Genomic DNA, 21264 nt, shown 5'->3' on the forward strand with positions numbered 1-21264 from the left:
TTCAATTAAGAAACTTTTTCATTTAGTCAATATTACATATTAAAAAAATGCTAAAGCCTTAATTATAGCAAACAGTTGAAATAAGCATCTATTAATTTTTAAAACAATTATAAGATAAACCATATTAAGCAGTTTGTCAATTTATTTATCCGTTTTGCGAATCAAAATTCATTATACATAAATAATTTCAAGTTTTCTTGTTTTCTAATCATTACCTTGTTAATAAGATAAAATAAAGTACACAACTTGTAGATTTCTTAATTACCTCACTGCATTTTTAGTGTATCTTCCACTACCCCTACAGTGATTTTAATTTTTAAAATTTCTCCTCAAGATTATGGAACAATTTAAAAATCATTACTCGTTCACCAGTACGAGAACTTATATCCGTATGAAAACTTTTTACTTCTTCTCCAGTTAATTCTAGTATAATCTCTTTCAAATCGTCAATTCCAGATTCAACTAGCTCCGAACGATTTTTCTTTATCGTTAGCATACCGTCTTTCGTTTCGCAAACAGTATATTCAGCCGGCGTTAAAATCCCTTGTAAATTTACGATAATCATATCTCGTAATATATCTGTCTTAACGGATATAGACCCGCGTCCTAAGTAGTCCTTTTCCCAGTGCGTAATTGCTTTACTTATCTCCGACTCAATAGAGCCTTTTGAGTTTTTCATTTATGTATCCTCCTTCAATAAAATAAATTTACAATAACAATATAATAATCTGGATTGATTTTATTTTCAATTATTGAGAAAAATTTATTGGGATTGTTGCAAGGTATCCTTTCATATCATAGTGTTTTTTTATATTACAATATAGATTTTTTTGATCATTACCAACAAGATACTCTTACTACAAAGGCTCTTTGGCATAGGTTTCTAAAAAGGACATTCCGGAGAAAGTAAGGGAGTTCTTGTGATATAATACATAAACGAAAGATTCGATTTCTTTATAAAGTGAAACTTTAATCAGTGGAGGTTTGGTTCATCCCCCACCTAAATTCTTTGCTTTCGCTGCATTTTGAGGTGGGAGCCTTACTGCCCATTAAAGCGTGATAAAATTTAATAATTTCAGGAAGAGTTTGTAATTAATTTGAATCACATAAAGAACCAGAAAAAATACTATTATTTTGAGGTATCACAATGAGCCTTTTAATTAGGGAGTTAGAAACAAATGATTTAGATAGTTTCCCGGAGATTGATGATAGTTTTATAGTAAATGCTCGGTTAATTCTTTCTCTTTCAAAGGTAGATAAACGCATAGAATATACAGTAGAAGACGTTCCGCGTTATGAAAAAAGTTATTTACAAAATCAAAATGATAATGAAGAACTCGCGTACAATGAATATATTAATAATCCTAATCAAGTAATTTACATAGCACTGTTACATAACCAAATCATTGGTTTCATAGTATTGAAAAAGAATTGGAATCACTATGCTTACATAGAAGATATAACAGTGGATAAAAAATATCGTACACTCGGGGTTGGTAAAAGATTAGTTGATCAAGCAAAGAAATGGGCAAAGAAAGACAATATGCCGGGTATCATGCTTGAAACGCAAAATAATAATGTCGCAGCATGTAAATTTTATGAAAAATGTGGATTTGTAATTGGTGGATTTGATTTTCTTGTTTATAAAGGCTTGGATATGACAAGTGATGAAGTTGCAATGTATTGGTATTTTCATTTCAAATGAAACTGTTTTTAACATGAAGCAAAGTCAAAATAAAACCCCCAATCTCTCTAAATTAAAATTGAGAAACTGAGGGTTTTTATTTAAAACAAGTAACTTATTAGTAATCCTGCTGATAATAAGAAGCCGAAAATCGTATTTGTCATCGCTGTTGATTTCATGGCGATGCGCATATATCCGGGATCCTTTGCCCCTTTTTGGAAACTTTGAATGGCAGAAATTGGCTTTCTCAAACCTAGGAACATAACTAATGCCCAAGGGCTTATATAACCCATTAATACAATTACGGCAATCCAGAAATAAGCAACGAAAAAGGCTACCGCTAGTGTTACTATTGCTTTTTCTCTCCCAAGGAGGATTACTAATGTCTTTCTTCCACCTTTAATATCTTCTTCGATATCTCGGATGTTATTTGACATGTTGATTGCACCGACTAAAATTCCAATTGGAATGGAAATTAATACACTTTCAGTCGTTATCGTATTCGTTTGAATAAAGAAAGCGATGAGTACAAAGCATGTCCCCATCAATAATCCAGAAACTAATTCTCCAAACGGAGTGTACGCAATTGGTAATGGACCACCTGTATATAAATAACCAACTGCCATCCCAATTAAACCAATGACGACTAACCACCAGCTACTATTCATACAAATATAAATGCCAATAAGTGCTGCTACTACGTACAATAAAAGTGCGACTGTTAAAACATTTTTTGGTTTCAATCCATGACGGACAATTCCGCCACCAATTCCAACAGAATCAGCCGTATCTAATCTACGTTTGAAATCATAGTACTCATTAAATAAATTCGTTGCGATTTGCAATGCTAAACATGCAACCATCATCGCAATAAATAAAAGCCAATCAATTTTGGCAACATAAAGTGATGCCACTGTCCCTAAAATTACAGGAGAAAACGTCGCCGTTAACGTATGCGGGCGCGTCATCTTCCATATTAATTTAGCGGAACTAATTTCTTTTTCTGTCCCCATAACTCTGTTCAATCTCCCTACATTTAAGTATAAATTACTAGCAGTATCTTTCTATCTATGTCCTGCCACGCATCTATTATAGCAAAAAATGAATTGGTAATAGAACTGTAATGCTCTTGCTTATCCCTCTATCACTCTTGAATTCAGTTTTTCAAAAGAAAATCCGTTGCTCAAATGCGAACAACGGACCTTCTTTATTTGAACCAATGTAAAACATCCTCGGCAATCTCTTCCGGTCTATCCCAATGCATTAAATGCCCTGTATCTTTGTAAAGCTTAGTCGTAATATTAATACGCTTCTTAAATTCTGCTATCTGCAATTCTCTTATTTCTAAATAATTATCGGGAAGATCGCAATACAACAATAAAATATCGCTTTTAATTTTATGCGGTTTCAATGTTTTATACACCGTATATTGAAACTTAATTACACCTCTAGCGGTATCGCCAGTAGCATGCCATTTCACTTTATTATCTTCTTCCCTCATTAAATCATAAACCGCACGTTCTATTAATGGCGACCATCTAGTGTAAACCATTTTTTCTGATTGGATGAATGCTTCTTTACTATCAAAAATATATTCATCAAAATCTTTTTCGTAATGGGTAATTTCTTCTTCTAATGATCGCGGTGGACACTCTCCTTCTTTCGCATCTTTATATAGATTCGCAAAATAATCCGCATTCATTTTGCCATGATGATAACCACCATCTAACAATACCATTTTATTCACTTTTTCTGGACATTCTGCTGCATAGTGAAGTGCAACACTTGCGCCCCATGAATGTGCTACTATATGAAAGGTTTCTTTTCCTATGTGCTCAAGTAATGCTACTACCCAATTTGTTAAATGAGATGCACCGTAATCTTCATCCTTCTCAAAATTTTTGGTTTTCCCATGTCCAGGTAGATCAAACGATACAATATGATAGCTATCTTTTAAAAGTTCCGCTACTTCTATAAAACTTAATTTTGTACTTCCTAAACCATGAAAACAAATGATTTGAGGATTACTTTTATCTCCCCATTCACAAACACTTGCTTCATATTCACCAAATTTTACAAAAAAGTGATTCATTTTTAATCTCCTCTAATTATCAAATATAAATTAGTTCCAATGCAAAATTGTTTTTTCAGAATAAATAAATTCTACAAAATTACTCAAATCCCTTTTTCATAAATGGTCTTTATATACTACGAAAGTTAGAAAGTACTAAGCGCTTATCATTTCAGTTAATGGTTAGACTACATCTGCACACCTATGAAATGAATATAGTTTAATAATTGTACTATACGTTTATCATATGTGTGATGTTTCAAAGTTCTATCCAGTCCATTTTTTGCTATTTGTTTTCTTTCTTGTACATGTTCCAAATAATACTCCGCTTTTTCTATAAACTCCGATGCACTATTAAAAGTTTCTATTTCAACACCCGGTATGTAATGCTTTCCTACATCTGGGCGTATATCAGTTAATTGAAAAGAACCTACAGCATTAATTTCAAAAGTCCTATTATTTACTGAATATGCTTGGATATTTGCAGCATTACAATTCAATTCCTGATCACTTGGTGAGCGATGTAAATTTATATTGATTTTAGTCGATACGTAAAATTGCAATGCATCCTCATACTTCGCAAGTGGCAATAGTTGTATTTTATCCTTTAACCTTTCATAATTCTTTAAATTCTCCCAACCAAATCCTACAATTTTTATGTTTTTTTCTGCTAAATACTCTGAAATAGAATCAACAAAGGTAAGTCTATTTTCAAATGCTGTACCTATAAAACTAAGATCATACTTATATGTATCTTCTTTCTGAGAAGGTTTAAACACATCTTGATTTGCTGCTAACGGAAGATGAAACACATTCTTACATCCTAACCCTCTATAAAACTTGATACAATTTAAATCTTGCGTAAATATGTAATCATAATACGGCACAAGATGTTGTGTTACATCCGTATAATACGGATCATCTGTCAGCCAAAGTCCAGTAGTAAAACCCGCACTCTTTAGTACTGGCATGACACTAATAATTCCCTCGTTTAAACCACCGAGTACCAAAATAAAATCCGGTTTTATTTTTAATGCGGTTTCTATCGCTCGTTCTGGGTTTACCATAATTGTATTACTGTTTACCTTTTGTAAACTATTCAAAATTGCTTCTTCGATCATTGGGTAATAAAAGGGAATGCCTGATTGAATAAATAAAATTTTCTTAGGCGTATTGTCTTTCATGTCATTTCCCCCTATTTCTACATAATCAAAGCACACGAAAATTAGCAGTCTTTATTCATTTTCATGCCCTCTTACTTTACATGTATAAGCACGGCTTATGTCCATTATGTTGAAGTTCCCTTATTTTGCAGGCTAATGGGATTTTGGAAGCTATCACGAAGGGAGTAAAATTAGGTTATATTCAACACAATCATTAAACATAGAAAACAAATACAAAAAAAGAACCTACTCGTATGAGTTGGCTCTTTCGCTTTTCAAATATCTAATACGCTCTACAGTAAAAAATATGATTAAGGTCAAAATTACCCCCAAACAACTCCTCGCCGCTCGTATTCCATTCTATATTCAACAGCAGCTGCAATTTTAGGACTTGCGAACTTTTCCGTAATCCAAAGAGCTAAATCAAGTCCTGAAGTAACTCCTCTTGCAGTAATAACATTCCCTTGATCTACAATTCTATAAGGAAGAAGTTCTGCTCCATATTCACTCATTTCACCCTGCGCCAAATGATGCATTGTTGCCTTTTGACCGTTCAATATACCGGATGCAGCTAGTAGCATACCTCCTGTACAAACTCCAGCAACAATCGTTCCTTCATTGTTCATCTCTCTAATCATTTTGGTTAAAGTACCAAGCTCTGCTTGCTTTCGTACCCCATGTTCAGCTTTATGATTCCAGCCACCACTAGGTACAATTAACAAATCTGGACGATTATCCATGCGTAAAAAATCATGTAGTTTCACCGTCACTCCAAACGAAGTAGTAACTTCTTGTTTTGGTTCACTTGAAACGAATTCAACTGTAATCTTCTATCGCTCTTTTCAGTACTTCAAAAGGTGCAAAGGAGACAAGCTCTCCAAAACCATCAAACAATACAATTTGTATTTTCATTTTTAGAACACCTCATATCGCTTCTTATGTGAATCGCAAATTAGGAGAATGCATGTTATGTACAAATTAACAATGAAGATAGCCTTTCTCCTCTTACTCTATAAACTTCCAAATGTTCTTCTAATTCCCTCTCATCACTTAATACACTTAGCGCTTTCTTCACAAAATTCCAATTCAAACTACCGGATAGCCATAGTAACGAAGAAAGTCTTTTGTAATCATTTGATGTTACAATATTATGAGCTCCATACCCTTCTAAAAATGCTCTAGCAACTTCCGAACATACTACATGTGACTCTATTCCTTCTGTCCGGGAATACCACTTTATTAAAAAAGCTAGCCCTTCAATACGATCAATATATCCAATCGATTCAAAGTCTACAATTCCTTTTACAGACTGATTTGAATCCCATAAGACATTTAAAGGATTTAAATCAGTTTGTACAATAAACTCTAAATTACTCTTATGCGCGCATTCTATATGGTACTTAGCGAAATCTATATAACCTCTCAATTCCTTACTTGTACACCCCTTATTTTCTAATAACTTGATAAACTCACCATATCCATCTAAATGAGATTTCTTTTGAAAAGTCGAGCTTTGAAACGTACTAGAAATATCATGTATCTTTCTTGCTTCCTTTCCAAAGACTTCTGCCATCGTTTCTGTACAATGAGTAACATGTTCCCCTTCTATCCAAGTAGACAATACAAACCGGTACTGTTCCTCATTCCAAGTGACACATGTAAAGGAATCCCCTGCCTTATTCTCCTTAACCTGCATAAATGGAATTCCATGCTCTCGTAAATAATACGTAAACCGCACTTGCTCATTCAATTGTTCATTTGATAACGGCCCAAAAGCTGGATTGATTGTTCGATCGCTATTTATAAACCGTGCGGAATACCGATCTCCATTTACGATGATTTTATAGTGTAGATCTGTATGCCAACTATTCTTATGTAGTTCTTCTTCCACTACTAATGTATGAATTTCTTCAAAATAATTCATTACTACATTTCTTATTATGTGCTTCATCCGATTCTCCTTACATGTAAAAATCCTCGATGATAGGTTTGTAACATACACTTCATTTACTCAAAAGGAAAATAATATCCTACGTAATTAAACACATTTGTAAAGCCTACATTTTCTACGACAGCCACAGAAGGTTTATTTAATTCCATACAGTCCCAATATGGAATGATATCATTCTCCAAACACTCTTTTACGAAACTATGAGCTATCTTTTGAGCTAATTTTCTTCCTTGGTAACCCTCTATTGTTTCAATATCTATGCAGTGTATATTTTCAAATATAAATCCTGAAAAACAAACACTCACAATTAAATCGTCATAAACAATGCAATAACCGATCCCCTCATTGAAAAAACAATCCGGTGAAGACCAAAACTCTAAAATTTTTGATTGTAAAAAATCAATATTCTTAAATATATTATTATTATTTTCATAGAGAGCTTTACTTATTTTCAGCACAGTATATCCCTGTTCAAATTTAGGCTCATGATGATTTTCATAATCCTCTTTTCTTAGCATATACACTCTTTGATTCCAACTCTTTAAGTTACGGTGCTGAAATATTCTTTCGATTGTTTTATTCCACTTCGAATGATTTCCGATTCCTTCAAAGCAATCTAGTCCTACTTTCCTCGCCTCAGGTACTATTACATGATTAATAAAACGATTCATTTCTTTATTAAACTCTTCATTTTCAGCATCTCCAATAAAGAAGAAGCCATCATTATTACCTAACCAAATAAGCCCCGAATTAGGAGAAGTCACGTTATCTACAAATATACGACCAGGATTCACCCCTGTAATTACAGCTTTGACTTCTAATTGACCGTGCGCATTTATTAAACCGCTACATTTATAAAAATCATTCTTACTTAATTCAGAAATCATAAGTTAAGCCACCTTTCTGAAACCACTCTATTCTAACCTTATCATTTTATCGGAATATTCTCTATTCATTTAAGTAGTTTTTGTAAATCAATGTAGTCTTGCTTATGTATAGTAAAAAAGAGCCAATCCCTATGCAATAGAAGATTGACTCTTTCCTTTATTTATAAAAATTGTTTCATACACTGAAACTCAGACTACTCTTTTTCCTATCGGATTATCCAATCCCCAATAAACTTGTGAGGGTATAGTTGGGCACATATAATCCGTATAATTACAAAGAGTAACGACTAAATCAACACTATTTATAACTCAACCAAGCATCCGCCCAATCCGCATGATCATTTCCATTACCGTTACCTGCATCATCAACGACTTAGTTTTAATTCTTTCTTACCTGTAAGATCTAAATCAACAAATTTTGCTGGCGTATTATAGTACATTGTACCGCTATTAAATGCTTCTACTCCATCAAGTAATACTTTAAATACGACCGAACCGCCTTTACCACCAGGCTCCTGGTCGATTCCTACGTATGAATGAAATCGTTTGTACGTTGCATTTGATATGTCGTACGTAATTTCTGACTTCGAATGAGTACCGATCCCTTTTTTATACGTAATTGGTCCTGTCGTTCCGAGTAATGAAAGTGGGTTTTTGTCAGTGCTTTTATCTTTTTGAACCGTTGCCCAGCCTGCGGTTGCTTTTACCCATGAAATGTCACTAAGGTAGATGCCGCCAGAAGCAACTTGCACTTTCGTTGATGTTATCACCGCATTCCCCAATTTTACAGAAACCCCAACTTCTTTCATTCCTTTAAACTGAGTTGGCGGAGTGATAACAAATGAATATGTCTCCTCTCCTCCTGCCGGTAATTGAAAGTCTGTTGCTATTGGCTGTGCATTCCAGCCTTCTGGTAATTGCAATTCAATTTTTCCAGGTGTCACTTTTTCCTTCATTTCATTTTGAACTTTTACCTTTAATGTAGTCGAACCACCTTCGCTACTAATTGGATTTGGGTCAATATTTGCCGAAATTAACTTTACTGCTGGCGTTACTTCTATTTGATTGGATTTACGAACCGTCCCGCTATCTGTAGTTACCTCCGCTTCAATGGAATAGGTATTAGCAACTACATTAATAGGGACAGGTAAATCTGCCTCAATTGTTTTCGATTGCCCTGGTTCAACGCCTTCAAAAGCTACTTTAATCGGTTCCACATTCCAGCTCTCTGGAGCCTTTACAACCACTTCTCCAGATGAAGATTTCAACGTACCAAAGTTTGATAAGTTTGCCTTTACCTTAACTGTATTTCCTGCTGTTACACTGTTCGGAGATTCTAGATCGAAACTAAGCATAGACTCAATTTTATACTTTTTACCTTGTTCCGTTTTAAATGAAATCGTATCGCCATCCTTCGTAAATGGCACCGGTGTATTCGTACCGACTCTTGTCACAGTAAACGATGTATTGAACATCGGACTTTTTAACTTTACATCGTTTCCATGATCAGAAGTCACCTGAATAACTGTAGGCGTACCATTTCTCCAGTCCGCATTAATCGTAAATGCACCGCGTGCTCTCAGTCCTTTATAAGAACCGTCCTTCCAAGCTTTCGGAAGTGCAGGCAATAGTTGAATGGAGTCGGTATGGCTTTGAATTAACATTTCAGCAATTCCCGATGTTGCGCCAAAGTTTCCATCAATTTGAAACGGTGGATGCGTATCAAATAAGTTGCTGAGCGTACTTCCTGTCAGTTGACCTTGCAGAATTTTATACGCATGGTCACCATCTAACAAACGTGCCCATAAGTTAATTTTATTCGCTTTACTCCAGCCTGTTCCCTCGTCACCACAATGGTTTAAAGTAACTTTAAATAGAAAAAGCGTATTTTGACTAGATGATCAAAATACACTTTTTTCTTTCTTTATTTATTTTGTAAAAGGTGTATAGGTTTAGCCGATAATGATTGTTTTGCTGCTATCCATACAACAATTATTGTTGTTATAACAGATAAAAGTATGCCTAAAATGGACCAAGTCATATCTATTTTCATCGGCATTTGGAATAAGAAGCGTAAAGTGATACCTGAAAAGGCTAGGGCAATTCCAGCGCCAACTAATCCAGCCGATAGGGAGATAATCGTGTTTTCTAATAAGATAGACTTCATCAAATTACTAGAAGACATACCAACTGTTTTCATAATAGCAACATCTCGTGTCTGTTGCATTAAGCGAATGACAACTTGATTTCCAATTGTAAGAACAGCTGTTAAAAATGCGAACAACGCTACAATTGAGAAGAAAGCACTTTGCATTTGAATAATATACTGAAGACTATCGATTGCTGTAGCGGCAATTGAATATGCCATTGCTGAACCAGGAAGTTTTTCATTTAATTCTGTTAATATAGTATTTGTTTTTTTAGGATCACTATCTAAGGAATAAGTAATTCGGCTTGGTTTCCCATATGTAGCTAATGTTTCAGTTGGAATACGGATGCCAACGGTTTTAACTACACCAGATTTAAAGAAACCTATAATTTCGCAGTTTACTAATTCATTTCCAATTTGAATGTCAACTGTATCACCGACTTTTACACCTAATTTCTTATAGCTGTCCAAAAGAATTGCTTTTTTCCCCTTTGCATCCGATAGAGCTAAATCACGCCCTTCAGATATCATATAGGATCTAGAGTTAAGAGAGGTATCTACCCCTTCTATTGAAATTTTAGTTGAGCTAAAAAATTTATCATCTTTTATATTTTTCATGAATATAGATGCTGCGTCCACTCCGTTAATATTTTGGAGTCTTCCATCTAATTGATAACCTTTTTTCGATCCTTTTATGTCCTTAATAGATTGTAGCTGCTTTTCAACGTTCCCTTCGTCATGAATGGAACTTGTAATAAGGATATTTCCCATTGCCTCTCTTTCCAATTGACCTTGAACTGACTCAATTAAATTGTCTGCAAATACATGACTAGAGACAACAGAAACAACACCAATAGTTAAGGTAACTGCCAATAAACCATTTCGTTTACTTGTAGTAGCCATGTTGTGTAAAGCAAGAAAGAGGCTTTGTGGCATTATGCTTTTCATGGCGCCAATTAATCTGAATAATAAAGAATATATAAACCCTATAAATCGGACAAAAGTAAAAATAAATAACAGAACTGCAGTTGTAAGTAAAAGAGCAAGAAACCACTTAAAGACTGCGTTGCCATTTGTATTTGTTGTGAAAGCTATATTGTAAACATAAATAGAAAGAATGCCACAAGTAAATATAAAAAGTTGAAATTTCTTTTTAAATGGTAAAGCATAATTCACACTTGTGTTCTCAGTATCACGTAACATTTGAAGTGGTGATACACACATTCCACTTTTTACTGGTATCCAAGAAGCTAAGAAGGTTACAATTAATCCCACAATAATTGTTGTAAAAATTACGGACCATGAAATTCCCCAATGTAGCGGTAGTGAAAGCACGTCTGCTAGATAGGACGTCAGCCAAACACTAGCTAATAAGCCGAGTACAATCCCACCAACTGTTCCGAGAATCGCTAGCCATAATGCTTCTAATAGAAAATATCGAATAATATATTTAGTTTTCATTCCTACGGACTTCATAACAGCGATATCATGCGTACGTGAAGCAATAATGACTTTCATTGTATTAGAAGTAGTAATAGCGGCAATTCCAAGAGCTAATATACTGAAAAGCTGAAGAAATGGTAACAACATCCGTAAATCTTTCTGTTTCTCTAGCTCCTTATCCTGAACATCTATTACACTACTTTGTGGTAATTGTTTTTGAATATTCTTTTTAAAAGAAGAGATATTAACATTTTCATTTAATAAGATTAATGCTTCATTAATTGTGCCTGCAGGTACATTTAAAAGCTGCTGTGCTTGATCTAAATGTAAATAGGCAGTTCCAAAAATTGAAGCATCGCCATAGGATTCTTGGACACCTTCTACTAAACCACTAATTTTATAAGAAGTCATTGCCCCAGTAGAACGGTTAGGAATCTCAACTCTATCTCCTACTTTGACTTGCAAACGGTCAGCTGTATTTTTGGAAAGTAGTAGTTCATCTTTATGTAAAGTACGAATATTAGGAAACAGATTATCACCAAAGAAAGGATAGTGGTTCGTTTCAATTCCCTTTACAATTAAACTTGTTGTTTTCCGATCAGATTTGACCATACTTTGACCTAATAAAGAAGTTGTGAGCGCTTTCTGTTCTTCTTTAGGAATGGAAGAAATAAGAGTTTCGCGATCCATCGGTTTTAAATAGGATTGAACTGACACATCCCCTCCTAAAAGAATTTTAGAGGATTCGTGAATAGATCGCGGAACCAGCTCTACCAACATAGACATAGAAAAGAAACTAGCTACTCCTATTAAAATACTGAACACAGTAAAAAAAGTTCTTAAACGATTACGTGCTAAACTACGTAGTGCAGATTTTAGTAGCATGGTGTTATGCCACCTTCTTGCTCACTAGATTTTGTATGGTCGTTAAAGGTTTCTTGAACGAGGAGGCCATCTTCCATTTTTAAAACACGATCTGAAAGTTTTGCCACATGCGTATCATGTGTAGCAATAATAAACGTCATCTGGAGTTGGTCACGTAGTTGAAAAATTAAGTCCAAAATATTTTTTCCTGTTTTGGAATCTAAGTTCCCAGTTGGTTCATCAGCAATAACAATGGCTGGATTATTTACTAATGCACGAGCAATTGCTACACGCTGTTGTTGACCTCCAGATAGCTGGCTTGGTAAATGATGATATCGTTCTTTCATCCCAACAAGGTCCAACATTTCCCTAGACTTTGTTATCATTTCTTTTTGGCTTCTTACTCCAGCGCACATAAGTGCCATCATAACATTTTCTTGAGCGGTCATTGTTGTGATTAAATTATACGATTGAAAAACAAAACCAATCTTTTTTGCACGGAAATCAGCTAGCTTTTCTTCTGACATGGAGGTAATATCTTGTTGTTCAATAATAATACGTCCTTCGGTAGGGGTATCCAATGATCCCAGTATTCCAAGTAGTGTGGATTTTCCGCTTCCACTAGGACCAATAATACTAACAATCTCTCCAGAATAAAATTTAGTGCTAAGCCCTTTTAAAATTTGAATTGTTCCTGCTTCGGTTTCATAAGCTTTCTTGATTTTTTCTACTTGAAGGATGGTTTGTTTGTTTATCATCCTTTTCCCTCCCGGCCCTTTTAAATTTTAATGTAAAGACAACTATTGTTCTAATTAAAACTATAATTATTACAATAATGGCACCTTTTGCATTTCCCCATGTGAACGAATCTAGCGATGTGAATAAATAGATGGTATATCGAAGAATGAACCAGATAGCAGTGATAACTGAACAAAAATATATACTAGCATATGTAAGAAATGCTATTTTATAGTGCCTGTTCATCCTCTTAATTGTATCATTAAATTGCTTTCGATAATCAGGCTTGAAAAAAAAGTATCCCAGGAGACCACTTTTCACCAATTGGAAGGTTCTAGTATGCAAGTTTGCAATTCCTAGAATGTCAGTAAGAACCCAAAAACCGTCATATTGTAAAAATGGATATAAGTTATATAGAACTGTAATGAGTATGAATTGATTTGCTACAAAAAATTCCTGGAATCCTGAAATAAAATAACACAACTCAAATAATATAAATATCCATAATTCAAAGTAAATTCCGCCCAGGTCAATAACTACTCTTTGTCGTCTAGGCAATCGCCAGGTATCACTTAAATCAACAAATAAAACAGGCCGCATCATATAAAGACCCATTCCGACGTCTTTAGGTTGTATTTTATATCGATAAGCAGCAACTATATGACCAAGTTCATGGATAATCATGGAAAATAATAGCAGCAAAATTGCAATAGTAAATTTATAAACGGATCCAAATGTGTTTGATATATTTTCAGTATTAGCCTGAAAAAAATAATGTATTAGACTTATACTGAAGAAAATACTAAATAAAACAAATACGCCCCGAAAGAATAAGAATTCGAAATATTTGGATGCCTTTTTTAAGTAAGAAGCGTGGAATATTGCTATTCTAAATGTAATTGCAGAGTGATGAGATGCTTTTTTTTCAGAACCAACTAAAACCCCTTTTGGTAATAGATGTTCATTTATCAGTTCTGTTAACTCATTTATAGTAATATTGCCATCGTGATTCGTTTGTACCATTGTACATATATCTCCTATGGATGTGGTTCCATCCATATAATTGAATAAATTTCTCAGTGATTCAGTGACTTTTAATTGTAATCCGTTATCAAATTTTATTAAATAACGAGGCCCCTCCTCCCAAACATCCATATTATAAACTTCGTATGGAATTAACTTTGGAAAGATATTTTGCGATGCTGTCAAATTGATCACATCCTTTAAGAGAAAGTAACCCCACAATGGTGAAGGTATTTGTGGAGTTATATCTTTTTATTTAATTAGTTCTAAAAAGGCAGTTTCATTTTTCTTAATATAAGTCGAAATGGTTTGATGTGAATCATTACAGTAAGGTTTATTAATGGCACCATTTCGCATTAAATTAGCATAAGCACATCCTCCACCACAAAATAGTGAGATACTACAACTACTACACTGTTCGGAGTCAGTAATATCTTGATCCCAAATAGCATGCTTATCAGCATCTAAATTGTATTCAGGAAAAAAGGAACCCACTGCAGTTTCTGGCTTACCTACGGCCTCAGGACAAGCGTATATTAAACCTTCTGCACCAAATGCATAGAAACGCTGTTCTCTCGCACTACATTCTTTAAAATAAGGTAAACTATGCATGACAGAAGAGCAGGAATCAAGTTCACTTACCTTCTCCCAGTCAAAAGTTCGTATGGCTTGACGGATTCTAGAAGTACGAATGTTAAGGTCTGTACCCAGTTTTGCGTTAAATTTATCCATAAATTCTTCTAAATCTCCGAAAATATTATAAATTTCGGCGAGTAATTCATGCTCTGGAAGGTGATTTGGTAGATTATCTCCGTAATGATCAGTAACAGGAGATACCTGCCAACCAAAATTAGGATAAGTATTCCAATGTTGATCTTCGATAAAGGTTGCTAATTCTTTTACATATGCAAGATTATCTTTATTCACATTAGTACGTAAGCCTACTGCGAAACCACGCTCTAATGCCAGTGAAATATTAGCAGCAATTCGATCGAATGTTCCTGTGCCACCAGCTGTAATACGTCGTTGATCATGAATATGTTTCGGTCCATCAATAGAGATTTGAAAATAATCCCAGTTCTCTTTGTAAGGCTCTAGAAAATCTAAGAATTCATGCAAGAATGTACCATTTGTAATGGCGTACATACGAAAACCGTATTCTTCTATTCCACGTTTAACAACTTGTTCAACTGTCTTTCGAGTTGTTGGAAGCAATGGTTCACCACCATATAACATCATGCGGTGGGTTGCATTCTCAAATCGACCACGTTCATTCTCCATAGACAAAATGTTATCAACTGCTTGGAACATTTTGTCTACTTCAGCAGGGGTTAAAGCATGTGAAATTTTATGTATTTCATGACCTTGGTAACAATAAGGACATCTAAGGTTACACATATATGTTGTGCATACGTTGAATGTAACTCCGGAATTACTATTTGCTAAAGATTCAGTCATCCGATCACGAATAATAGTAAGTTTATTTAATTCTTCATCACGGTCATTAAAAAGATAGCCACGTTTTGTTAAAAATGAGAGAAGTTCTTCTAATTCAGGATAAAGAGTTAATTTTTTATTACGCTTAATATCATCTAATACTTTTTTTATGTCTGTATTAATTATATCGAGTGCGCCACTTAGTGAATTGATTAGAACGTAATTTCCATCAGATAATTTATATGTTGAATTATAGGTACTTGCTATCATAGCTTAGTTCCTCTCCTTATATTGAAATCTCTTCTTTAATAGTTTTTAAATATTCGAAAACCTGTTTATCTGTTTGTGGACAGTTTGGTTGATTCAAGTTCCCATGAACTATAAGAGCTTCAGCAGCACACCCTCCTCCACATATAGGTGATGAGGCACAAGATTTACATTGTGGAATGGTAAAGGAATTGAATTGTTTCCACTTTTCCCACTTCCAATCTTGGCGAGAGAATTTAGGGAAATAATCGCCGATTTTGAACTCTGATCTTCCAACTAAATCAGGACAAGCATATATATGGTTATCAGGTCCAAATACAACTCGTTTCCCTTCAGCAGATTCACAATAGACTATATTAGGAACAACCATTTCAATTTTATTTTTTAATTCTGAATCTAACTGCATAATTGGTTTAAAGAAACGGTACATATCAGCTCCGAAGTTAAGAGATTTTTGTTTTTCTAATTTTTCAAAATCAGGAATATTTTTTTGTAATTTTTTTACAATTTCATAACCCTTCATTAAATCTTCTCCTAAGCCTTTACATGTATGATCTGTGACAGGTGAAAAAGAAATTGAGAAATTTTCATTTTCAAATAACTTGTTTTTTTTGTAATAGTCTACAAGAAGTGAAACATAATCAATATTTGTTTGGTCTATATTGACTCTTACAATGGTACGAATGCCATGATTAAGTGAATCACAAATACCTTTTTGAATTTGATCAAATGTACCTTGACCTCCCGTCATAATACGTCGTTGATCATGAATATTCTTCGGTCCATCAACTGTAACCATAATACTCAGTCGATCACGGTAGTTTTGGAAAATCTCTACAAAAGAAGAAAGGTGATAGCCATTTGTATTGCAACCAATTTTGAAGTTACGCTTAACAGCTTCTTCACAGATTTGTTTGACTATTTTTTTGGTAAAAGGAAGGAGTGGTTCGCCTCCAAAAAGGTTAATCATACCGATTTTATAACCACTTTCTTTATGAAAGATGTCTATGGCTTGCATAACTGCTTGGAGTTGTTCTTCGGTTAAAGCTGTTATTTTCTCATGAAGGCTATGGCTTTCAAAACAATATGGGCAACGAAAGTTACATGTATATGTAGGGCAAATAACATACTGCATTTCATTTCCAGCGTCTACAATATTTTTAGCCTGCCATAGTCTATGGTCCCGATCCTCTGTGTTCTTAAATACGTAACCTCTATCAATTAAAATTTTAGTAGCATTTTTCTCTTCGTTAGTTAAATTTTTATAATCTCTATATGACAATGTATCGATGAAATTAATTAAGTCATGAGAAAAAAAATCTACAGCACCAGTTAAGGTATTAATCATTAGAACTTCCTCGTTTAAAGGATATCGTAAATGATACTTGTTAATAATCATCAAATCACCCTTGTATAATTATTTTCTGTTCTTGCTAGGCAAGAACAGAAAATAATGAATTTAGTAACTAAGTTTATTAAAAGGTATAGGTATTTCGAGTGTTTATTTACTGTAAGTATAAATTAGATTTGGAAGCAACAATTAAAGCAGCAATTATCACAACAAATTGAGCAGTTGAAGCATTTCATTTCATCCCTGTTTTCAAGTGTTTCCATTTGATCAGCTAACTTTGTCCAAAGCTGTTCATTGTCATTAACTGAACGGATTTTAAAAGATTTTTTTTCCATTTTTAAATCCCCCTCTTTTATAGTTGCTTTGTTTTCATATAAAATAAAATGAAAGTGGATTCTGATATAAAATAGCTTTATGAAAATAAGTTGATAAACATTGAAAATTACTTTGCTACACCAGAAAACTTCCATTATTTGGAGCCGGCTCAATAATTATAATAAATGGAATCATATGTAATTAACAACTTCAAAATTCGGAATATTTCGTGACAGATTTTTCAGATATTAAAGTATAGAAATGGTGTTATAAAGCTCACAAACATTCAAAAATACATGCATAAAGAAATTCGTTCTCCTGAAAGAATAAGAGTAACCTGAACTATCTACAGAAGGGACGGATTGTATGATAACCTTTTTTTCATGAGTTTTGTGGTTTATCATTTGTGCCTCATATTTCTACTTTTTCACGTGTAGGTGCTTGGTTTCGAGAAGAAGGCATTCCTCTGCTTCACGAACAGGTACTAAAAGAAAGGCATCGTGATTGATTCCTTGTGCTTTAATTAAAAGTACCGCCACTGTACCTACAAAACAACAATTGTGTGATAATTATATTTTTTTCATTTTCTCTTTAATCTCTTGATAAATATCCATCATTATATTATTATCCCCATAGCAAAGTATCATTTCATTCTACTATGAAGCATTCCTCCTCTTTTTTAGATAGAAAAAGAGAGTCCCTTTATAGGCACTCTCTTTTATGTATATCCTCTATGTTTAATCGATTACGATTTCATGCATATTTAGCATGTTTAACTTTTCTTTATAAAAACTCAGTACTTTTTGAGCATGTTGTATAGTCATTAATCTATCTTAAACAGTAAGTGATTCAAAATACGGATAAACGAATATCTGTAGCATAACCATTTAGCTGCACGCACTGTTCTAAAATCAATGAGGATTCCTCATCTAATTTCCGACACGATTTGTGTAGCATTAAAAGGTTATGAGTTTTTGGGACTGTTCTACCGTTTAGTGCAAGAAATCCTTTTAGGAGTTTCTCCACACATTGTTGACTATGATAACAAATAATTGCAGTAGAGAAAGGTTTCATATGAGATAAGTAACTAGCAGAATCTAAATCGGATTTTGCAATAAATACCCACTCTTTTAGATCCTCAGTATTTCTCAATATAGGACCTTCCCTTCTAGTGCAATCTTATGTTCCATAGTTACGGTACGACTAGCACGTTCTAGAAACTCTTCTGGCCCATACACTAAAATATCAACTGGTGTTTCCATAACATCGTAAATACCCCAATTGATACGATTAATGACTCCCCTTTTTCTTGCTCCTACACCTTCTACAACAATACAGAGATCAAATTCACTGTCTTCATTTGGTGTGCCATATGCATGAGAGCCAAAAAGGATGATTTTTTGGACAGAAGACACAGTTTCACGAATCTTTTGAACCAATAGGTCCAATTCCCTTTGTAGTTCTTCGTTAATCCGAATCACTCCTCGGATAAAGTAATTATATTGACGTTTAAGTATATTATACATGCGTTGCTCTTCTCCTTGCTATTACATATTTATTTTTATATTGTTCTCTTGTTTCCCAACGTTCTGCAATGCTTGATAACATTCGTATACCTGCTTAAAATCCTGTAAGAATCCATCATCAGAGATACTATGAAATCCTTTGAAGTTCTTTCTACACCAATATAAGAGATCAAATTCATCCTTAGCTAAAAAAGAATCTGGATTGAAATGAATAAATGCCTCTGCTATACAAGCCAGAAGCAATGGTATCATTTCAGCATCCTCTTTTGATAAATCCAGTACAGATACAACGGGGTATACTGCTTATATTGATAGTATTGTGGCGGTACCCCACATCCATCAACTTGAAGGCTTTATAATGCCCCTAAAACAAAAAAAATTAAGCATTTTCACCTGGAGATGCCCATTTTCTCGTTTTGGGGTATTTGCTTTTCTTAGCTTGATTGGCATGGGGCGGGACCCCAAACAGTACGATTTTATTTCAAAGACACAACAATCTTACTACACACTTTTTATTCATCCCACACTCTCATCTGCTAGTATTACTATTTTTTATTACTAATGTTGCCGTTTCACTCGGATGGCTAAGAGGAAAATGATGGCCATATGGAACAAAATCAACCTTACCAAGATGCGATGGAGCAGAATAGCCTCTGTCATACTCCCCCCAAATAATGTGAAGATTATACTTTGTTACTTCATTGAAATCACCTTGATCGTTTTTCAGTAGTAAACTGTTAAGCTGAACCGTAGTATTTAAAATTCTAGGGGAAGTAAAACTGTTACTTATTTTCTCAATATAATGTTCAGGGATACTCTCCATACTTTCAAACAAACCATTACTTAATAAATAACGCCCTATCAAATTAGTAGTTGCCAATTTTAATGTCCACTTGTTCATAAATTGAGGAACATTTAGCGATTTAGCATTTTTTTTAGCAACAGGTGGCTGAAGTAAAGTGATTGCATACTTCTTATCTATGTACTCTTGTACCAATGCTTCTAGAAGAATAAACGCACCGAATGAATGGCCAATTAGATGTGCACCATTCGTAGCTTTCTCCAATAACTTTTTCACTACATTCAAATAGATATCTAGAAGATTTTTCTCTCGTTTAAAAGGAGAACGTCCCAAACCTGGAAGATCCAAAATCCATACAGGTTGACCAGTTTTTTCATGAAGCTCTTGTGCTAAAGGAAATAAATCCTCTCCATCACTCAATAAACCATGTAATAATATAAACGGTTGACCCTCTCCTTGTAATTGGTAAAGGGTATTGTTATCGCATAATGTTCGTTTAAATACATGATTATGCTGGCCATTTTGATACATCATTCGATAATCCAGATCAGCTACTACGGCAGGGAGAAATTTCATTACACTCGTCTTCTTAAACCAATCTCCTCCCATAATTTTTTTCGCTGAAACATCTGAAAATTTTCGGTTTGTAATAAAATTCAGTCCATCAGAAGGAATTTTTGTTATTTTACTTACTCCACTATTCATAATTGCTTTCATAAGTGGCATTGGAACAGAGATTTTTGGTGCCCTCATATTCATACTTTCCGACATAATACTTAATAATTCAGCAATGTTCTGATCGTGCTGTTTATCTTCAACAAGTGTATATGTTTGAATAGTCGGTTGCTCCAATCTGAAAACCTGCACAATAAACTTCGCAAGCTCATCGTTTGAAATAAGTGGTAACCTATATCCCTTACCTCCAGGAATCACTGGCATGAGCCCTCTTCGCATACTCATCACAAGCAAACCTAATCCCGCTATCTGCTCTGTACTCCCTGTTTTACTACTACCGACTACAGTTGGCGGATTAATTACCGAAAGCGGATAACCTAATGCTGATGCGTGCTGACGGATATAAAGATCTGCTAAAAATTTTGTTCTCTCATATGGATTTTTTATTTTCAAATAATTATTTCCTTCTTGAAACACATCAATTGCAATCTTGCTATTTTTATCATCAAAGGGACTCATATAACCTACAACATGAATAAATTGTTGCAAGCCCTTCAATTGATGAATACTTTTAGCTAATTCACTAATGTGTTTGGCGCCATTTAAAAATACGGACGCTGCCTCTTTACTTGTCGCTTGAATATCCATGGGGCCTCCTGCGTGAATAATCACATCCGTTTTCAATACCCTCTCCTTATCTTCAGCACTTAGACCTAAATCTATTTTCGTCAAATCACCTTCAATAAAGTGCATAACTGCCTTTTTTAAGATGCCTCTTTCTTGAAAAAGGCGTATTGCTTTACTTTTCGACCTTACTAAAAGAAGAATTTTAACATCCTCTTTGGCTAATTCTTTCACTACTTGCTTTCCAATATAGCCTGTTCCACCAGTTAAAAATACTGTTCTCATATAAAATCC

At 34.3% G+C, this 21264-nt stretch carries 15 protein-coding genes and 5 pseudogenes; 2 read left to right on the forward strand and 18 right to left on the reverse strand.

Annotated features, from left to right (window positions below):
- Window positions 1–316: 316 nt before the first annotated feature.
- Window positions 317–679, reverse strand: coding sequence for a DUF2294 domain-containing protein (locus ACTFRN_RS13985; protein ID WP_000798157.1), 363 nt, complete (start codon window positions 677–679; stop codon window positions 317–319).
- Between the two features lie 468 nt (window positions 680–1147).
- On the opposite strand from ACTFRN_RS13985, the gene satA reads away from it, so the two are divergent.
- Window positions 1148–1705: a streptothricin N-acetyltransferase SatA gene (gene satA / locus ACTFRN_RS13990; RefSeq protein WP_088106678.1), complete on the forward strand. Its 558-nt coding sequence runs from the start codon at window positions 1148–1150 to the stop codon at window positions 1703–1705.
- A gap of 80 nt (window positions 1706–1785) precedes the next feature.
- On the opposite strand, the gene menA is transcribed toward satA, so the two are convergent.
- The 13 genes and pseudogenes from menA to ACTFRN_RS14055 form a co-directional block, all read right to left on the reverse strand.
- Entirely contained in the window at window positions 1786–2697 is a 912-nt protein-coding gene (menA, locus tag ACTFRN_RS13995) for a 1,4-dihydroxy-2-naphthoate polyprenyltransferase (RefSeq protein ID WP_088106679.1), read from the reverse strand.
- Window positions 2698–2891: 194 nt separating this feature from the next.
- Window positions 2892–3776, reverse strand: coding sequence for an alpha/beta fold hydrolase (locus tag ACTFRN_RS14000; RefSeq protein ID WP_001015277.1), 885 nt, complete (start codon window positions 3774–3776; stop codon window positions 2892–2894).
- A gap of 167 nt (window positions 3777–3943) precedes the next feature.
- Window positions 3944–4939 (reverse strand): CgeB family protein, encoded by a 996-nt coding sequence (locus ACTFRN_RS14005; RefSeq protein WP_088106680.1) that lies wholly within the window; start codon window positions 4937–4939, stop codon window positions 3944–3946.
- Between the two features lie 302 nt (window positions 4940–5241).
- Window positions 5242–5830 (reverse strand): annotated as a pseudogene (locus ACTFRN_RS14010) (DJ-1/PfpI family protein).
- 55 nt (window positions 5831–5885) lie between these two features.
- Complete coding sequence (locus ACTFRN_RS14015) at window positions 5886–6869, reverse strand: phosphotransferase enzyme family protein (RefSeq protein ID WP_049111096.1); 984 nt, start codon at window positions 6867–6869, stop codon at window positions 5886–5888.
- A 56-nt stretch (window positions 6870–6925) separates the two neighbouring features.
- On the reverse strand, window positions 6926–7756 hold the full coding sequence (locus ACTFRN_RS14020) for a GNAT family N-acetyltransferase (protein WP_088106681.1): 831 nt from the start codon (window positions 7754–7756) through the stop codon (window positions 6926–6928).
- Window positions 7757–8054: 298 nt separating this feature from the next.
- Window positions 8055–9627 (reverse strand): annotated as a pseudogene (locus ACTFRN_RS14025) (NPCBM/NEW2 domain-containing protein); the annotation flags it as partial.
- 53 nt (window positions 9628–9680) lie between these two features.
- Window positions 9681–12233 carry an ABC transporter permease gene (locus ACTFRN_RS14030; protein ID WP_000925105.1) on the reverse strand — a complete coding sequence of 851 codons (2553 nt, stop codon included), beginning with the start codon at window positions 12231–12233 and terminating at the stop codon, window positions 9681–9683.
- Complete coding sequence (locus ACTFRN_RS14035) at window positions 12224–12970, reverse strand: ABC transporter ATP-binding protein (RefSeq protein ID WP_000608860.1); 747 nt, start codon at window positions 12968–12970, stop codon at window positions 12224–12226. The genes ACTFRN_RS14030 and ACTFRN_RS14035 overlap by 10 nt, the downstream gene beginning before the upstream one ends.
- On the reverse strand, window positions 12918–14159 hold the full coding sequence (locus ACTFRN_RS14040; RefSeq protein ID WP_016717946.1) for a M50 family metallopeptidase: 1242 nt from the start codon (window positions 14157–14159) through the stop codon (window positions 12918–12920). The genes ACTFRN_RS14035 and ACTFRN_RS14040 overlap by 53 nt, the downstream gene beginning before the upstream one ends.
- Window positions 14160–14225: 66 nt before the next feature.
- Window positions 14226–15680, reverse strand: a complete 1455-nt coding sequence (locus tag ACTFRN_RS14045) for a radical SAM/SPASM domain-containing protein (protein WP_088106682.1) — start codon at window positions 15678–15680, stop codon at window positions 14226–14228.
- Between the two features lie 16 nt (window positions 15681–15696).
- Window positions 15697–17025, reverse strand: coding sequence for a radical SAM/SPASM domain-containing protein (locus ACTFRN_RS14050; protein WP_227585587.1), 1329 nt, complete (start codon window positions 17023–17025; stop codon window positions 15697–15699).
- Between the two features lie 173 nt (window positions 17026–17198).
- Window positions 17199–17363 (reverse strand): hypothetical protein, encoded by a 165-nt coding sequence (locus tag ACTFRN_RS14055; RefSeq protein ID WP_000412664.1) that lies wholly within the window; start codon window positions 17361–17363, stop codon window positions 17199–17201.
- Between the two features lie 353 nt (window positions 17364–17716).
- On the opposite strand from ACTFRN_RS14055, the pseudogene ACTFRN_RS14060 reads away from it, so the two are divergent.
- Window positions 17717–17880: pseudogene (locus ACTFRN_RS14060) on the forward strand (ISNCY family transposase); the annotation flags it as partial.
- A 200-nt stretch (window positions 17881–18080) separates the two neighbouring features.
- On the opposite strand, the pseudogene ACTFRN_RS14065 reads toward ACTFRN_RS14060, so the two are convergent.
- From ACTFRN_RS14065 to ACTFRN_RS14080, 4 genes and pseudogenes are all read right to left on the reverse strand, one after another.
- A pseudogene (locus ACTFRN_RS14065) lies at window positions 18081–18495 on the reverse strand (HEPN domain-containing protein).
- Window positions 18492–18869 (reverse strand): nucleotidyltransferase domain-containing protein, encoded by a 378-nt coding sequence (locus ACTFRN_RS14070; RefSeq protein WP_000282364.1) that lies wholly within the window; start codon window positions 18867–18869, stop codon window positions 18492–18494. The pseudogene ACTFRN_RS14065 and the gene ACTFRN_RS14070 overlap by 4 nt, the downstream one beginning before the upstream one ends.
- 21 nt (window positions 18870–18890) lie before the next feature.
- Window positions 18891–19204: pseudogene (locus ACTFRN_RS14075) on the reverse strand (hypothetical protein); the annotation flags it as partial.
- Window positions 19205–19398: 194 nt separating this feature from the next.
- Window positions 19399–21255, reverse strand: a complete 1857-nt coding sequence (locus ACTFRN_RS14080) for an alpha/beta fold hydrolase (protein ID WP_001261169.1) — start codon at window positions 21253–21255, stop codon at window positions 19399–19401.
- Window positions 21256–21264 lie beyond the last annotated feature (9 nt).

The organism is Bacillus cereus group sp. MYBK245-2, assembly GCF_051916145.1.
Taxonomy (GTDB): Bacteria; Bacillota; Bacilli; order Bacillales; family Bacillaceae_G; genus Bacillus_A; species Bacillus_A pacificus.

Excerpts from the sequence above, each read along its gene's own strand:
- ACTFRN_RS13985 (WP_000798157.1), bottom strand. The coding sequence starts at position 679 with ATGAAAAACTCAAAAGGCTCTATTGAGTCGGAGATAAGTAAAGCAATT.
- satA (WP_088106678.1), top strand. The coding sequence starts at position 1,148 with ATGAGCCTTTTAATTAGGGAGTTAGAAACAAATGATTTAGATAGTTTC.
- menA (WP_088106679.1), bottom strand. The coding sequence starts at position 2,697 with ATGGGGACAGAAAAAGAAATTAGTTCCGCTAAATTAATATGGAAGATG.
- ACTFRN_RS14000 (WP_001015277.1), bottom strand. The coding sequence starts at position 3,776 with ATGAATCACTTTTTTGTAAAATTTGGTGAATATGAAGCAAGTGTTTGT.
- ACTFRN_RS14005 (WP_088106680.1), bottom strand. The coding sequence starts at position 4,939 with ATGAAAGACAATACGCCTAAGAAAATTTTATTTATTCAATCAGGCATT.
- ACTFRN_RS14015 (WP_049111096.1), bottom strand. The coding sequence starts at position 6,869 with ATGAAGCACATAATAAGAAATGTAGTAATGAATTATTTTGAAGAAATT.
- ACTFRN_RS14020 (WP_088106681.1), bottom strand. The coding sequence starts at position 7,756 with ATGATTTCTGAATTAAGTAAGAATGATTTTTATAAATGTAGCGGTTTA.
- ACTFRN_RS14030 (WP_000925105.1), bottom strand. The coding sequence starts at position 12,233 with ATGCTACTAAAATCTGCACTACGTAGTTTAGCACGTAATCGTTTAAGA.
- ACTFRN_RS14035 (WP_000608860.1), bottom strand. The coding sequence starts at position 12,970 with ATGATAAACAAACAAACCATCCTTCAAGTAGAAAAAATCAAGAAAGCT.
- ACTFRN_RS14045 (WP_088106682.1), bottom strand. The coding sequence starts at position 15,680 with ATGATAGCAAGTACCTATAATTCAACATATAAATTATCTGATGGAAAT.
- ACTFRN_RS14050 (WP_227585587.1), bottom strand. The coding sequence starts at position 17,025 with ATGATTAATACCTTAACTGGTGCTGTAGATTTTTTTTCTCATGACTTA.
- ACTFRN_RS14055 (WP_000412664.1), bottom strand. The coding sequence starts at position 17,363 with ATGGAAAAAAAATCTTTTAAAATCCGTTCAGTTAATGACAATGAACAG.
- ACTFRN_RS14070 (WP_000282364.1), bottom strand. The coding sequence starts at position 18,869 with ATGTATAATATACTTAAACGTCAATATAATTACTTTATCCGAGGAGTG.
- ACTFRN_RS14080 (WP_001261169.1), bottom strand. The coding sequence starts at position 21,255 with ATGAGAACAGTATTTTTAACTGGTGGAACAGGCTATATTGGAAAGCAA.